Source organism: Nitrosomonas ureae (genome assembly GCF_900108305.1).
Taxonomy (GTDB): Bacteria; Pseudomonadota; Gammaproteobacteria; order Burkholderiales; family Nitrosomonadaceae; genus Nitrosomonas; species Nitrosomonas ureae_B.
This window is the reverse complement of the sequence record NZ_FNUX01000028.1, coordinates 24665-40365: the sequence shown is the minus strand read 5'-3', so window position 1 is coordinate 40365 and position 15701 is coordinate 24665. Positions and strand designations below refer to the sequence as shown.

12 protein-coding genes are annotated in these 15701 nt (G+C 51.0%); 8 read left to right on the top strand and 4 right to left on the bottom strand.

Annotated elements, in window-relative coordinates; genetic code table 11:
• Positions 1 to 96 precede the first annotated feature (96 nt).
• The gene (locus C4S39_RS12950; protein WP_103967382.1) at positions 97 to 609 is read right to left on the bottom strand and encodes a fused DSP-PTPase phosphatase/NAD kinase-like protein; all 513 of its coding nucleotides are present in this window, start codon (positions 607 to 609) and stop codon (positions 97 to 99) included.
• 124 nt (positions 610 to 733) lie between these two features.
• Between C4S39_RS12950 and C4S39_RS12945 the strand changes: the two genes are divergently transcribed.
• The 3 genes from C4S39_RS12945 (at position 734) to C4S39_RS12935 (ending at position 5937) form a co-directional block, all read left to right on the top strand.
• The gene (locus tag C4S39_RS12945; protein WP_103967375.1) at positions 734 to 3451 is read left to right on the top strand and encodes a cation-transporting P-type ATPase; all 2718 of its coding nucleotides are present in this window, start codon (positions 734 to 736) and stop codon (positions 3449 to 3451) included.
• 468 nt (positions 3452 to 3919) lie between these two features.
• Positions 3920 to 4630 carry a c-type cytochrome gene (locus C4S39_RS12940; protein WP_103967374.1) on the top strand — a complete coding sequence of 237 codons (711 nt, stop codon included), beginning with the start codon at positions 3920 to 3922 and terminating at the stop codon, positions 4628 to 4630.
• On the top strand, positions 4627 to 5937 hold the full coding sequence (locus C4S39_RS12935; RefSeq protein WP_103967373.1) for a cytochrome c: 1311 nt from the start codon (positions 4627 to 4629) through the stop codon (positions 5935 to 5937). The genes C4S39_RS12940 and C4S39_RS12935 overlap by 4 nt, the downstream gene beginning before the upstream one ends.
• Positions 5938 to 6007: 70 nt before the next feature.
• Here C4S39_RS12935 and C4S39_RS15180 read toward each other — a convergent pair whose 3' ends face one another.
• Positions 6008 to 9208: a beta strand repeat-containing protein gene (locus C4S39_RS15180; protein ID WP_146059771.1), complete on the bottom strand. Its 3201-nt coding sequence runs from the start codon at positions 9206 to 9208 to the stop codon at positions 6008 to 6010.
• Positions 9209 to 9850: 642 nt separating this feature from the next.
• Between C4S39_RS15180 and C4S39_RS12905 the strand changes: the two genes are divergently transcribed.
• Positions 9851 to 11158 (top strand): M18 family aminopeptidase, encoded by a 1308-nt coding sequence (locus tag C4S39_RS12905; protein ID WP_103967380.1) that lies wholly within the window; start codon positions 9851 to 9853, stop codon positions 11156 to 11158.
• A gap of 72 nt (positions 11159 to 11230) precedes the next feature.
• Here the strand turns inward: C4S39_RS12905 and C4S39_RS12900 are convergent, their stop codons facing one another.
• The gene (locus tag C4S39_RS12900) at positions 11231 to 11686 is read right to left on the bottom strand and encodes a hypothetical protein (protein ID WP_103967372.1); all 456 of its coding nucleotides are present in this window, start codon (positions 11684 to 11686) and stop codon (positions 11231 to 11233) included.
• A gap of 6 nt (positions 11687 to 11692) precedes the next feature.
• Entirely contained in the window at positions 11693 to 12529 is an 837-nt protein-coding gene (locus C4S39_RS12895; RefSeq protein WP_258039445.1) for a thermonuclease family protein, read from the bottom strand.
• 333 nt (positions 12530 to 12862) lie between these two features.
• Here C4S39_RS12895 and C4S39_RS12890 point away from each other — a divergent pair, with 333 nt between their 5' ends.
• The 4 genes from C4S39_RS12890 to C4S39_RS12875 all read left to right on the top strand — a co-directional run bounded on the left by C4S39_RS12890 (position 12863) and on the right by C4S39_RS12875 (position 15700).
• Positions 12863 to 13675, top strand: coding sequence for an ABC transporter ATP-binding protein (locus C4S39_RS12890; protein ID WP_103967370.1), 813 nt, complete (start codon positions 12863 to 12865; stop codon positions 13673 to 13675).
• Complete coding sequence (gene mlaE / locus C4S39_RS12885) at positions 13668 to 14465, top strand: lipid asymmetry maintenance ABC transporter permease subunit MlaE (protein WP_103967369.1); 798 nt, start codon at positions 13668 to 13670, stop codon at positions 14463 to 14465. Before C4S39_RS12890 ends, mlaE begins: the two co-directional genes overlap by 8 nt.
• Complete coding sequence (gene mlaD, locus C4S39_RS12880; RefSeq protein ID WP_103967368.1) at positions 14465 to 14932, top strand: outer membrane lipid asymmetry maintenance protein MlaD; 468 nt, start codon at positions 14465 to 14467, stop codon at positions 14930 to 14932. The genes mlaE and mlaD overlap by 1 nt, the downstream gene beginning before the upstream one ends.
• Positions 14933 to 15079: 147 nt before the next feature.
• On the top strand, positions 15080 to 15700 hold the full coding sequence (locus C4S39_RS12875) for an MlaC/ttg2D family ABC transporter substrate-binding protein (RefSeq protein ID WP_103967367.1): 621 nt from the start codon (positions 15080 to 15082) through the stop codon (positions 15698 to 15700).
• Position 15701: the final 1 nt, after the last annotated feature.

Genomic DNA, 15701 nt, shown 5'->3' with positions numbered 1-15701 from the left:
CATTGCCACGTTGGCGCGGCATACAGTGTTCGATCTGTTGATATTGGCTTTCGGTGATTTACATCACCGCATTATATCAAATAGTGTTAACAGGCCCTAGTTCAGCATGATTTCACGAAGCTTTTCTTCGAGTGGGGGACGCAAGCCCATTTTGCGCGCTTCTTCGATGGCTGCTTCCGGTTCAACGCCTTGGGTAATGCGATAACTGGCCCACATGGCGCTGGCGCGATTACCCGATCCGCAATGAATCAAGACCGGTTTTTGGGCGGATTCGATGATTTTGGTAAATTCGGCCACCTGTTCACGCGTGATTCCGGCAACCGTGGTCGGAATGTTGAAGTACATCATGCCGGCTCTGTCGACGAGCGCTTTTTCCTCGGCCGTTCCTTCATTTTTAGTGCGCAAATCAATGACGGTTTTAAATCCGGTGGCGGCCAAAGCTTGCGTGCCGCCATCGCTGATCATTCCGGAAATGGCGATTTGTTCCGTAGCGCGGCTGTAGTTTTGTACCTCGATAACCTGATGTCCAAACGGCACGCGGCCGGATGCCTGTACCCAGGTGGTAAAGAGGATGGTCATCAGTGTCATCAGAATGATAGAGTATTTCATGGAAAGCCCCATTTGCATGTTAAAGTGAAAATAATGCTTTCCATTGTAGCGGTACTGGATATTCAAGTACAAATTATTCCTGATAACCTGGCTTGTTCGCTTCTTGCGTCAAAGGAAAAGATTCATGTCGTATGATCCCGATTCGTTCGTTGCTAAACCACCCGTATGGCACAGTTATGCGGCAGAAAGCGTTCTGCAGGCGTTTGCTACCGGGCAGGGTGGTTTGTCACAATCGGAAGCCAGGCTTCGCCGGGAAAAATATGGCACCAATCGCTTAAAACCGCCCAAACCGGAAAGCGCTGTTATCCGTTTCTTGTTGCAATTTCATAATGTACTGATTTATATCCTGTTGGGTGCATCGATGGTGACGGCATTTATGGGGCATTGGGTGGATAGCGGCGTTATTCTGGGCGTCGTGATTATTAACGCCATCATCGGTTTTATCCAGGAAGGCAAGGCGGAAAAAGCGCTCAATGCGATCCGGCGCATGCTGTCGCTCAACGCGATGGTATTGCGCGAAGGACATCGGATGCAGGTTCCGGCGGAGCAATTGGTGCCGGGGGATATGGTGCTGCTGCAATCCGGTGACAAGGTACCTGCAGATATCAGGTTGCTCAGTTGTAAAAATCTGCGTATCGAAGAGGCTGCGTTGACCGGTGAATCCTTGGCGGTCGAGAAATCGATTTCAGCGGTCGATGCCGTGACGGCGATCGGAGACCGTTTCTGCATGGCGTATTCGGGTACGCTGGTGGTTTATGGCCAAGGGATGGGCGTTGTGGTTGCCACCGGCCAGCATACCGAGATTGGGCGTATTAGCCAGATGATCGCGCAAGTCGATAAGCTGGTTTCACCGCTACTGCGGCAAATGGCAGTTTTTGGCCGTTGGCTGACGGTTGTGATTCTACTTCTGGCTGTGAGCCTGTTTGTCTATGGTTTTTTGCTGCGTGATTATCCTCTGGGCGAGATTTTCATGGCTGCGGTGAGCATGGCTATCGCCGCAATTCCGGAAGGATTACCCGCCATCATGACGATCACGCTGGCGCTGGGGGTGCAGAATATGGCGCGGCGCAGCGCCATTGTACGCAGGTTGCCCGCAGTGGAAACACTGGGTGCGGTAACCGTTATCTGCACGGATAAGACCGGCACGCTGACGCGCAACGAGATGACCGTGCAAAGTGTCATGACTGCGTCTGATCAATTGCAGGTCAGTGGCGTAGGTTATGCACCAGTCGGCGGTTTTAGCCGGAATGGAAAGGAAATCGAGATTGCGGATGATGCCGATATGCTGGAATTGTTCCGAGCCGGATTACTGTGTAACGATGCATCGCTGCACCAGCATGATGACCGATGGGATATCCAGGGCGACCCGACCGAAGGCGCACTGGTTACGTTGGCAATGAAGGCGGGATTGGATTCGATTTCCGGGCAGCAAGCATTACCGCGCGTGGATGTGATTCCTTTTGAATCGGAACATCGCTTCATGGCGACATTGCATCATGACCCTGCCGGACATGGTTCAATTTATGTCAAAGGCGCCCCGGAAGAAGTGTTGACCATGTGCAGCCATCAGCGCAATCAAGGCAATGACGATCCGATTCAACTTGATTTATGGCATACCAAAATAAGCGCAGCCAGTGAAACCGGTCAGCGCATACTGGCCCTGGCCAGCCGCAAGGTGCAGGCAAAACAGAAAACGCTGGCATTCTCCGATGCTGAAGCGGGATTTACCTTGCTCGGGCTGGTTGGCATTATCGATCCGCCGCGCGAGGAAGCCATTACCGCCGTGCAGCAGTGTCATGCGGCCGGTATTCAGGTCAAAATGATCACGGGTGATCATCGCATTACCGCCTGTGCGATTGGCGCGAAATTAGGCATTGGGGATGGCCAGCGCGCTATTACGGGCATTGAACTGGACGATATGGATGATACGCAATTGCGTCAGGTTGCAGCCGATATGGAGATTTTCGCACGCGCTAATCCCGAGCATAAACTGCGGCTGGTGACAGCCTTGCAGGAAAACGGCGAGGTTGTCGCAATGACGGGAGACGGCGTGAATGATGCTCCGGCGTTAAAGCGTGCCGATATTGGCGTCGCGATGGGACAGAAAGGCACTGAAGTCGCGAAAGAAGCGGCAGAAATGGTGTTGACAGACGATAACTTTGCGTCGATCACCCACGCCGTGGAGGAAGGCCGCACGGTCTACGATAATATCCGCAAAACGGTTGTCTACATTCTACCGACCAGTAGCGGCGAGGCGGGTATCCTGATGCTCGCCATAATTCTGGGTATGGCTTTGCCCATCACACCCGTGCAGATTTTGTGGATCAATATGGTGACGACGGTGACGCTGGCGATTTCACTGTCTTTCGAGCGGCCGGAAAGCGGGGTGATGTCGCGTGCGCCGCATGATCCCAACGCATCAATTTTGTCAGGATTTCTGGTGTGGCGCATTGTCTTCGTTTCCTTGTTAATGATCAGTGGCGGCTTCGCACTCTATATCTGGGAAACCCTGCAGGGTTCCAGCGTTGAATTAAGCCGCACGGTGGTGGTGAATGCGCTGGTGATGTGTGAAATCGTTTATTTGTTCAATTGCCGCTATCTGGTGGCTTCTGTTTATTCGCGCCAGGGGTTTCTGGGCAATCGCTATGTTTTATGGGCGATCGGTTTATTGCTGGTACTGCAGATGTTGTTTACCTATTGGCCCGTCATGCAGCAATTGTTTGGCACGACAGCGCTGGATGCAGCAACTTGGGGGCGGATCATTGCGGTTAGTTTGATTTTATTTCTACTGATTGAATTCGAGAAATTTTTGTTAAGAAAGCGGGGAATTACGGATTTGTAATGCCGGATTCTTTATCCACCATGCAGATAAAGAATGAATAGACTCAAGCTGACCCAACCAATGTTGAGGAACAAGCGCATGTCGGGGCGATAAACCGGATCCGCGACGACTATACCGCTCATGATACGGGCATTTTTAATTGTTTTACTGGTCAGAAAGAAGTGGCAATCTTAATATTTCTGCTTGATAGCGCATTGCTTGATAGCATATTGTTATTACCATCAATTAGCGGTATGTTTCTCATAAGCGGTCGTGCAAACTGGCTGTTGCTCAGTTCAATCGACCCTATCGTGAAAGCGCGTATCAAGCCAAATGTTTCCAGGTTTTCAACGGATAACCTGTGTTAAATTGCAGATCACGAGCTGCAAAATTTTTCAAGATGCCGAATTAAAAATTGAATAGGGAGAGCGTGTGACGTGCGCACTACGCACTATTGATCTGGGTTTATAAATTGCGGAAAAAATTTAAATGATACGTTTTATTATATTGATGTTGTTCTGTATTACGAACGTGGCGAACGCCAATGGCAACGCAGTGCCCGATACCATGGCTGAGCGGGTTAAGGCGTGCACCATCTGTCATAACGCTGAAGGCAAAGCAGGGCGCGATGCATATTATCCTCGTATAGCGGGTAAACCGCAGGGATATATTTTTAATCAGTTACGCAATTTCAGGGATGGCCGGCGCTATTATCACGCCATGGCCATTTTGCTGGAAAATATGTCGGATGAATATCTGCGGGAAATGGCACAGTATTTTTCTTCTTTGCAGTTACCCTATCCGCACCCCGAGCAGATACAAATGCTGCCCGAGGAAATCGAGCTGGCGCGGCATCTTGTTTATTCAGGATATCCGGAGCGCAATATCCCGGCATGCAGTGCCTGCCACGGGGATATTCTGATGGGCGTGGAACCTGCTATCCCGGGCTTGGTTGGATTGTCCCGTGCTTATATCACAGCGCAACTGGGCGGGTGGCGTAACGGAGGCATTATGCGGATTCAGACATCCGATTGCATGTCTGAAATCGCTAACCAGTTGACCGAGAATGAAGTCAATGCAGTTGCGAAATGGCTGGCGAATCAATCGGTTTCCGGAAAGCCCGGTTCATTCAATGAACTTTCACCCGAATTGGTGGATCGGTGCAGTCAGACTATCTTGGAACACGGAGGTGCAGAATGAGGCACGGGGTTATGATATTCAGCGTAATAATAAGCTATTGGAGAAATATTACCTTGCCGTGGATATGCGGGATATTACTGGCATCCGTTTTGCTGGCGATGCCCGGGAAAGTCATGGCTGGTGCAGCGGAAGATCCCGGCGTAGTGGACGCAGTGGATTATGGCGCTTATCTGGCCCGTGTCGGTAATTGCATGGGATGTCATACGACCAAGGGCGGGCAGCCATTTGCGGGTGGACGCCGCTTGTCCACGTCATTCGGTGTATTTATTACACCTAATATCACCCCTGATAAAGAAACGGGGATCGGCCTGTGGAATCAACAGGATTTCTGGCAGGCGTTGCATCAGGGCAAGTCGCGCGATGGGCGGCTTCTATATCCTGCTTTTCCCTATACCGAATATACCAAAGTGACGCGGCAAGACGCCGATGCGATTTTTGCCTATCTGCAGTCGCTGCCACCCGTTTCGCAGGCTAATCCGGCGCACGATATTTTCTTTCCCTATAATTCCAGAGCATTGCTCGCGGTCTGGCGCACCTTGTATTTTAAAGAGGGTGTTTATGAACCGGATCAATCCAAAAGCACGGCATGGAATCGCGGTGCCTATCTGGTGCAGGGGCTAGGTCATTGCAATGCCTGCCATACCACCCGCAATATGCTGGGGGCGAGTCAGGATAACGCATTGGCAGGCGGGCAAATAATGGGCATGAATTGGTACGCCCCTTCTCTATCTTCGCATCTGGAAGCAGGCAGCGGCGATTGGGAAATCGAGGAAATTGCCGCGCTGCTGACAACGGGCATCACAGAGCGTGCTGTGGCTTCGGGTCCTATGGCGACTGTCGTCAGGCAAAGCCTGCAATATTTATCGCAGGAAGATGTTCTCGCGATGTCCACCTATCTCAAATCACTGACAGAAAATGACACGGGTAATGCGCCTGGTGTTCATTTTTCGGTGATATCAGGCAGCTTGCGGAGACATCTGGAGCTGGGTGGGAAAATTTATCGGGAATATTGTCAGGAGTGTCATGGCGCTGACGGAAAAGGTGCTCCGGGCATTTATCCCGCGCTGGCGGGTAACCGGGGCGTGGTGATGGATTCACCATTGAACGTCATTCGCAGCGTGTTGAATGGCGGTTATCCGGCCACGACGGCAGGAAATCCCCGGCCCTATGGAATGCCGCCGTTCCAGCAGATTTTACGTAATGAGGAAGTGGCGCTCGTGGTGTCCTATATCAGGAACGCCTGGGGAAATCGCGCTAGTCTGGTGAGAGCGCTGGATGTCGACCAGGGTAAAGGCGGGGATGATTAGCGGAATCCGGCATAACCGGGGGAAGGTTAATAAATCCCTTCCCCTGGTTTATAGGCTTGCTTTATAGCGATCAGACAATAAAGTCGCTGCTGCCAGTGAAGTCCAGACTGGCCAGTGTCGTTCCGACCAGGATGATATCACCGCTTCCAGCGGCTGAAGTCAGGTCAATACGCACATTGGCGCCTTCAGTAGTTGACAGAGCCTGGATTTGAGCAAGCGTAAGCCCGAAGTTGCTGAGATTGATGACATCGTCACCAGAATCATCAAAGTCCAGAATGGTGGATTGCGCAGAGGATGTCGTGACGACAAAGGTATCATTGCCCGCGCTGCCTCGGTAATTCGTTGCCAAGGCGTTGGAAACGGTGATGGTATCGTTGCCGCTGCCGCCGTTGATTTCTTCGATGCTGGTGAGCGTAAGGCCGCTGGTGAAATCGAGGATATCGTCGTCCGCGGTAGCGAGGATGCGGTCATTACCGCCGCCGCCGTCGATGTTTTCAATATCGGTGAGGTTGCCCAGGCCGCTGGTGACGTTGAAGGTGTCGTGATTACCCAAACCGAGCCAGGTGTCATCACCTAACCCGCCATTAACAGTATCCAGTCCTTCGCCGCTGCCGTTAACCGTGAACGTATCGTCGCCAGCCGCGCCGAAGAGCGTATCGTTGCCCGCGCCGCCGTGTATGGTGTTATTGCCGCCATTGCCGGTGATGTTGTCGTTGCCGTTGCCGCCGTTGATTTCCTCGATGCTGGTGAGCGTGGGGCCGTTGGTGAAATCGAGGATATCGTCGCCCGCGGTAGCGAGGATGCGGTCATTACCGCCGCCGCCGTCGATGTTTTCAATATCGGTGAGGTTGCCCAGGCCGCTGATGACGTTGAAGGTGTCGTGATTACCCAAACCGAGCCAGGTGTCATTATCTAACCCGCCATTAACAGTATCCAGTCCTTCGCCGCTGCCGTTAACCGTGAACGTATCGTCGCCAGCCGCGCCGAAGAGCGTATCGTTGCCCGCGCCGCCGTGTATGGTGTTATTGCCGCCATTGCCGGTGATGTTGTCGTTGCCGCTGCCGCCGTTGATTTCCTCGATGCTGGTGAGCGTAGGGCCGTTGGTGAAATCGAGGATATCGTCGCCCGCGGTAGCGAGGATGCGGTCATTACCGCCGCCGCCGTCGATGTTTTCAACCGAAGTGAGGTTGCCCAGGCCGCTGGTGACGTTGAAGGTGTCGTGATTACCCAAACCGAGCCAGGTGTCATTATCTGCTCCGCCATCAATAGTATCCAGCCCTTCGCTGCTGCCGTTAACCGTGAACGTATCGTCGCCAGCCGCGCCGTTGAGTGCGTCGTCTCCCGCGCCGCCGTGTATGGTGTTATTGCCGCCATTGCCGGTGATGGTATCGTTGCCGCTGCCGCCGTTGATTTCCTCGATGCTGGTGAGCGTGGGGCCGTTGGTGAAATCGAGGATATCGTCGCCCGCGGTAGCGAGGATGCGGTCATTACCGCCGCCGCCGTCGATGTTTTCAATATCGGTGAGGTTGCCCAGGCCGCTGATGACGTTGAAGGTGTCGTGATTACCCAAACCGAGCCAGGTGTCATTATCTGCTCCGCCATCAATAGTATCCAGCCCTTCGCCGCTGCCGTTAACCGTGAACGTATCGTTGCCAGCCGCGCCGTTGAGCGCGTCGTCTCCCGCGCCGCCGTGTATGGTGTTATTGCCGCCATTGCCGGTGATGGTATCGTTGCCGCTGCCGCCGTTGATTTCTTCGATGCTGGTGAGCGTGGGGCCGTTGGTGAAATCGAGGATATCGTCGCCCGCGGTAGCGAGGATGCGGTCATTACCGCCGCCGCCGTTGATGTTTTCAACCGAAGTGAGGTTGCCCAGGCCGCTGATGACGTTGAAGGTGTCGTGATTGCCCAAACCGAGCCAGGTGTCATTACCTAACCCGCCATTAATAGTATCCAGTCCTTCGCCGCTGCCGTTGATCGTAAACGTGTCATTGCCGCCATCACCGAAGAGTGCGTCGTTTCCAGCAGAACCGTGGATGGTATCAGCGCCTTCTCCGCCACGAAGCGTATTGATCTGGCTATTGCCGGTGATGGTATCGTTTCCGGAGCCACCATTAACCACCACATCAGTCAGCGTGGTGCCGGAGAAATTCAGGGTATTATTGCCGCTATCACCTAAAACCGTCACGTTGGCTTTACCGTCAGCGGTGATGGTTTCAATGTTGTTGCTGGCGCCGAAATTTCCCGCCAGCTGGATGAAGGTGCCGTTGCTTTGCGCCTGGATGGTGTCGCTGCCGGTACCACCGTTGTAAACATCACTGCCTTCGCCGCCGCCGGAAACCAGGAAAGTATCGTCGCCGCCCGCGCCGTTGAGCGTATCGTTGCCCGCGCCGCCACGGATAGTGTTGTCAACAGCGTTGCCGGTGATGACGTCATTGCCGGAGCCTCCGTCCACCACGACGCCATTCAGGGTAATGCCGGTGAAATCCAGGGTGTTGCTGGCGCTATCACCTAAAACCGTCACGTTGGCTTTACCGTCAGCGGTGATGGTTTCAATGCTGTTGCTGGCGCCGAAATTTCCCGCCAGCTGGATGAAGGTGCCGTTGCTTTGCGCTTTGATGGTGTCGTTGCCGTCACCGCCATCGTAGACATCACTGCCTTCGCCGCCGCCGGAAACCAGGAAAGTATCGTCGCCGCCCGCGCCGTTGAGCGTATCGTTGCCCGCGCCGCCACGGATAGTGTTGGCGTCAGCGTTGCCGGTGATGACGTCATTGCCGGAGCCTCCGTCCACCACGACGCCATTCAGGGTAATGCCGGTGAAATCCAGGGTGTTGCTGGCGCTATCGCCTAAAACCGTCACGTTGGCTTTACCGTCAGCGGTGATGGTTTCAATGTTGTTGCTGGCGCCGAAATTTCCCGCCAGCTGGATGAAGGTGCCGTTGCTTTGCGCTTTGATGGTGTCGTTGCCGTCACCGCCATCGTAGACATCGCTGCCTTCGCCGCCGCCGGAAACCAGGAAAGTATCGTCCAGTGTGCTGCCGGTCAGCGTGTCGTTGCCGGCACCGCCGCTGACAGTGACGCTGATTACACCGGAAGCGGAGGTCAGTGCGGATAAATCGACGGTATCGCTACCGGAACTGCCATTCACAATAATAGTATCGTCGGCGAATGGACCGGTTGTGTTTCCGTTCAGCGTTACATCGAAGTCTGCGCCATTATCGGCAACCGAAATTGTATCGTTGCCGCCGGTGCCATTGATTGTTTTTGTTGTCATTGTGTCTCCTTGATTTTATAAGAATTTATTCTTTCATGAGAATTCGGGCTGCAAGGGATAGCTTTCATAAAGCTGCAATCAATAACCCGGTGTATTCCAATAAGCACCGGGTTTGTGATTTTGCATCGTTATTCTGCAGTGAATTGAGATGATTATTACTTCGCTTCAAATGTAAATGACCAATATATGCAGCAGATATCTGAACTCGATTCCGCGCCTGGTATGGGAACATATTTTATTGAATGCTTCAATCAAGAAGATGTCCCGAATAAAACGGGATGAATATCCCGAATAGCTAACCGGATTCAATTAATATAATGGTTTCGATGTGAGAATATTTGCTGTTCCGAAAAGGAAGGAGTTCCGGTGGAAATTCGCAGCGTACTCTGCAAAACCAGGAATACGGAAAGATCGTTGCCATTTGGATGAAGTATGTTTTTGCACGATGACGGGCGATTGTGATGAATTTCTGGTGTAAAGCCCGTAAAAATAATATAGTTAAATAAAAGTGAGCTGTTTTTCTGTGGATATCAGGCGTAATCAAATTTCAAGGCTTCGAGAATTGAATGAGATGATCAAAGATTGACACCTGTTATATCGGATTGTAAGAGCCGGTATTTTGATATTTATACAATGTGCAATATGAGTGCAAAACAATACGCGCAGCATTTACTGAATTTTATCGATGAAAGCCCGAGCCCCTGGCATGCCGTTGCTTCGATCGAGTCGGCGATCCAGGCATTTCAGTTTGTCCGGCTGGATGAGACGGTCAAATGGCAGTTGCAGGCAGGCGGACGGTATTACGTAGTGCGCGATGATTCTTCGATCGTGCTGTTTGTGCTGGGGCGTAGCGCGCCATCCGAATCAGGCTTCAAAATAGTGGGGGCGCATACGGATTCGCCGGGATTCCGCATCAGGCCAAACGCTGCGACTGCGAGCAATGGTATTGCCCGGCTGGGTGTTGAAATTTACGGCGGACCGATTCTGGCAACATTTACCGACCGTGATCTGAGTTTGGCCGGACGGGTTAGTCATACTGATGATCAAGGAAGGCTCTTGCACAAATCAGTGCGCATCGATCAATCATTGTTACGCTTGCCGAATCTTGCGATTCACTTGAACCGGGGTGTCAATGAAGATGGATTGAAGCTGCATAAGCAAAATGAGCTATTTCTATTGTTCGCCCAATTGACCGCGGATCAATTGCCGCCACAGCCTTATTTTGTTGCGCTATTGGCGCAGTTGGCAGGAATAGAATCCGAGCAGCTTTTATCCTGGGATCTGGCGGTTTACGATACGCAAAAAGGCGCATTCTGGGGTGCAAATCAGGAATTTTATGCCAACAGTCAAATCGATAACCTGGCATCTTGCCATGCCGGATTGCAGGCCCTGCTTGATGAGGATGTATTAAATTCTGTGGAGGGTACGCTGGTTTGCGCATTTTTCGATCATGAAGAGATTGGCAGTAGAAGTCATGTCGGAGCTGCGGGTAGTTTTCTAACCGATGTATTGCAGCGCGTCAGTATCGCCACCTCATCCGACCGGGAAGCCATGTCGCGCGCATCGGCGAACAGTTTCTTGATCAGTGCGGATATGGCGCATGCTTATCATCCCAATTTTGCTTCGGCTTATGAAGCGGACCATAGCGTTATTGTCAACCAAGGCCCGGCGATTAAATTTAATGCGAATCGGCGGTATAGTTCTGAAAGCGTTTCTACCGCACATTTTATCCGCTGGTGCAAGGAAGCGGATATTCCTTATCAACGCTACTCGCATCGCAGCGACTTGCCCTGCGGCAGTACGATCGGCCCGATTGCTTCAGCGAAACTCGGCATACGCAGCGTCGATGTCGGCTGTCCGATGTGGGCGATGCACAGCATTCGCGAAAGCGCAGGGGTGCAAGACCACGAATATATGATCAAGGTGCTGAAGCGATTTTTTAGTGATTGACACACATTAAGCAAATTTCCGGCTATTTCTGCACATCGGGATTTTAGCTTTTTCTGGTGGTTATCGCCTGAGTTAGGTGCCAACACGCAAGGCGCCGCCAATTGACTCGTCATACTCCCAGAACTCAATGCCAACCGGAACAAGATGGTTGTAAGTGCGAAGGTAGTAGCTTGCAAGGCTCTCTCCGCCGCCCCGACGAAGATCTTTGAGAACAAACATGATCTTGCGGTAGTCCGGCGGTGATACATGGAAGTAATACATTGCCTCATTCCAGACCGTGAGCTTGGCGCTAGGAACATTGTGGCCAGCCGTCCAGCGATGGGATTTGCATTCAACAACGACTTTCTGCTCAGAACAGCCAAGATCAAAGGCGTGCGCCTTTTTTGTCGAGCCGACACCAACTTCAACAATGTGGCCGGGGTAGAGATGAAGCCCCTGCTGCAAGAAGAAGCGATATGCGATATGCTCGAACTCCCGGCCAACGTGAGCGTTTGAAGAAGAACCTACACATTGGAACGGTTTGTCCATTGGCACCTAACGTACGATCAACGCGCTGGGGTGTTGAATTAACACAGTGTAGTGATCCTTGTTGCGTGATACCCAACCCCGGATCTCCAGCGATTTTCCTACATAAATATTCAGTGCGGGGAACAGATCGAGATTGGTATTCTGGATGCGTATATCAATCTTGTCATCAAACATCAGCCGTGTGTATTTTCTGCTTTTCTTAATGGATGCAGGAATTCCGATGAACCGCTGCCAGCCTTTGTTGTGATTGGCGATTTGTTCGATTGGTTTGGGTTGATAAGCCGACATTGACCAGATACCGAGCTTCTGTTTCTCGGCCTGCTGCTGCGCCTGAATCAATTTGTCGCTGTAACGTATATTGGGCGGGATGATACTGACGAAGGCCAGGCCGTTTTCCAACAATGCCTGGTTGATATGTTTGCCATCAGGGGTAAAAACGTGCGCGAGCAAGCGCTTGTACTTGTCCCGCTTGGTTTGATCATATTCCAGATAGACTTTGTTTTCCTGCAACTGAGCCTGCAGCCATTTTTTAGCCGCTACTCCGCCAGGCTCTTCAGCTCGTAGCCGACTTTCTATTTCTGGAGTGTTGACTCCTAATAAACGAATCTGTTTTTTGTCCGCCAATATGATGGTGTCGCCATCGTATACCCTGGCAACGTCATGTAAATGACGTCCAGGCTGACTGATAATATCGAGTTTCTGAGCACCGGTTGAGGGTACATCCGAATAGGTGACCCGGCCCCGGTCATCGACGCTGCGGTAAATCTCGGTTGCCAGCAGCGCGGGCGTGACAAGGTTGAGAATCAGGCAAAAGAACAGAGAAAATTTCTTGATAGTAAACATGGAATTAATTTGCATGACCTAACAGCGATAGAGTCAGGTGCATCGGCGTGATACAAGAATAATCAATGCTGCACTGAATTTTTGATTGCCTGCCGGGTTGATGCGCGAAGGAGATTGCTGGATCATGTGCAAGATCATGCATTTTTGCGGATTTATTAAGAAATTTTTGGTAAAAGAAATACGGGTGAAATGAATATAGCGCAATATTCCGAAGAAAAGTAGATTAAAATTAACACCTATTTGATCGATATCTGGATTTTCCCTACCTTTTGTGCCTCATCATCTACAATTAGAACCTTTCAGCCATAACCATTTATGGAATCGTCTATATCAATGACATCTGACAATTTAATTGAAGTCAGCGATCTGAATTTTTCCTATGATACGCGCGCAATTCTGAAGGGCATCGATATGACCATGCGCCGTGGGCAGGTTATCGCGGTGATGGGCGGCAGCGGATCGGGCAAAACAACGTTGCTGCGATTAATCAGCGGCGAGATTCGACCTACCTCAGGATACGTAAAGTTTGCGGGAGAAATAGTGCATGAACTGGATCGCGATGCGCTGTTCAAGCTACGGCGTAAGATGGGCATGTTGTTTCAGTTTGGCGCATTGTTTACGGATTTGTCCGTGTTTGACAATGTAGCGTTTCAGATGCGCGAACATACCAATTTGCCGGAATCGATGATTCGTGATCTGGTATTGATGAAATTACAGGCAGTCGGTTTGCGCGGCGCGCACCGGTTGATGCCCAATGAATTATCCGGCGGGATGGCGCGGCGTGTGGCATTGGCCCGCTCGATCGCGCTGGATCCGATGTTGGTCATGTATGACGAGCCATTTACCGGGCTTGATCCGATTTCGCTCAGTGTGATTGGTAATCTGATTCGCCGGCTTACTGACTCGCTCGGCATGACTTCGATTGTGGTGACGCACAATGTGGAGGAATCGTTAAAGATTGTTGATTATGTTTATTTTATTGCAGATGGCGTGATAGCGGCCGAAGGCACGCCCCAGGAAGTGCGTGAATCTGTCGCTCCCTTTGTACATCAATTTATTCATGGCGAAGAGGATGGACCGGTGCCGTTTCATTATCCCACCCAGGCCTACCGGCAGGATTTGAATCTGGAGGATAGCGTTGCCTAAGCGAATTGTATCCGGTATTCAGAGTATCGGGCATCGTGTGATTGAAAGTATCTGGCGGCTGGGTCTTGCCAGCCGTTTTTTTATTCTGGTGCTATTAAAATCGGGCACCAGCTTGCGCCGGTTTAATCTGGTCATACGGGAGTTGTATTTTACCGGTGTCTTGTCGCTGATCATTATCGTGGTATCCGGCTTGTTTGTGGGGATGGTGCTCGGTTTGCAGGGCTATGAAACGTTGCAGAAATACGGCTCGGAATCAGCCGTTGGCACCTTGGTTGCGCTGTCTTTGGTGCGGGAACTGGGCCCGGTGGTGGCCGCGTTATTGTTCGCCAGCCGCGCGGGTTCTGCAATTACTGCAGAAATAGGCTTGATGAAAGCAACCGAGCAATTGGCGGCGATGGGAATGATGGCCGTTGACCCGATTGCCCGTGTCGTCGCTCCACGGTTCTGGGCTGGTGTGATTTCCATGCCGTTTCTGGCGGCGATGTTTTCCGTGATGGGTGTTTTTGGCGGTTATCTGGTTACTGTGGTGTTCATTGGTGTGGATGAAGGTTCCTACTGGTCGCAGATGCAAAGTGCAGTTGATTTCCGCTTTGATATTTTGAATGGTTTTATTAAAAGCTGTTTTTTTGGTGTGGCGGTTACCGCGATTGCGGTTTTTGAAGGATATGATGCGCCGCCCACGGCGGAAGGTGTATCTGGCGCGACTACGCGTACGGTTGTGACTTCTTCGTTAGTCATTTTAGGACTTGATTTTATTTTGACCGCTTTCATGTTTAGAGGGGTGAGTTAATGCAGCGGACAACGATGGATTTATGGGTGGGATTGTTTGTGGTTATGGGGATTATTGCACTCATGATCCTGAGTCTCAAGGTCGGTAACCTGAATGTTTATAATCCTTCTCAAAGCTATGTAATTACAGGGAATTTTGAAAACATCGGCGGCTTAAAGGTGCGCGCCCCGGTTAAAAGCGCGGGTGTTGTTGTTGGGCGCGTGACGAATATTCAGTTTAGTACGGAAACTTACGACGCAGTCGTGACGATGAGCATGGATGCCCGGTTTCAATTTCCTAAAGATACGTTTGCCAGCATCTTGACGTCGGGGTTATTGGGAGAACAGTACATCGGATTGGCTGCAGGTGGTGATGAGGCGATGCTCAAAGCGGGTGATAAAATCATGAAAACCAATTCGGCCATGGTGCTTGAGGAATTAATCGGACGTTTTTTATTTAATAAAGCGGCGGAAGATGATTCTTTCTAAGGAAACGCTGAATCAAGCTTTGCCCCGTTCGTCTTGTATCTGATTATTCGCCAGATTATTCAGCGTTTCCCTAATTCATTGGATTGTTAATTTTATTCTGGTTGGTTAGTATTACGATTATACGATTTAAAACTTGATGAGGTGATAATGAAAAGGTTTCTAGGGGTAATAATACTCATGCTTTCTAATTTGCTGGCGCTGCCTGCATGGTCAGTGGATCTGGCGCCGGACAGATTAGTCGATAAAACAGTCAAGGAAGTGATCGAGATCATCCAGAAAGATGAAACGCTGAAGAATGGTGACAGAGAGAAAATGTTCGATTTGATCGAGACTAAAATTCTTCCGCATTTCAATTTCACACGCATGACGCAGCTTGCCATGGGGCAGCATTGGTCCAAAGCTCAACCGGAGCAACAGAACAGGATCGTGGATGAATTCCGTACCCTGCTGGTACGCACGTATTCCAATGCATTGACAAGTTATCACGATGAAACGATTAAAGTAAATCCATTACCTGAGCTGGGTGACCGTACTGAAACCAAGGTACGCACCATGGTGATTCAAGGAAAAGGAAAAGAGCCGGTTCCGATTGATTACAGTATGGAAAAAAAACCGGATGGCTGGAAAGTTTATGACGTTACGGTGGCTGGCGTGAGCCTGGTGACGAATTATCGCGGAACATTCAACAGCCAGGTTCGTAAAGGCGGCGTGGATGGGCTTTTGAAGGCCTTGACGGATAAAAACAAATCGCTTGAAGGAAAAAGATAGT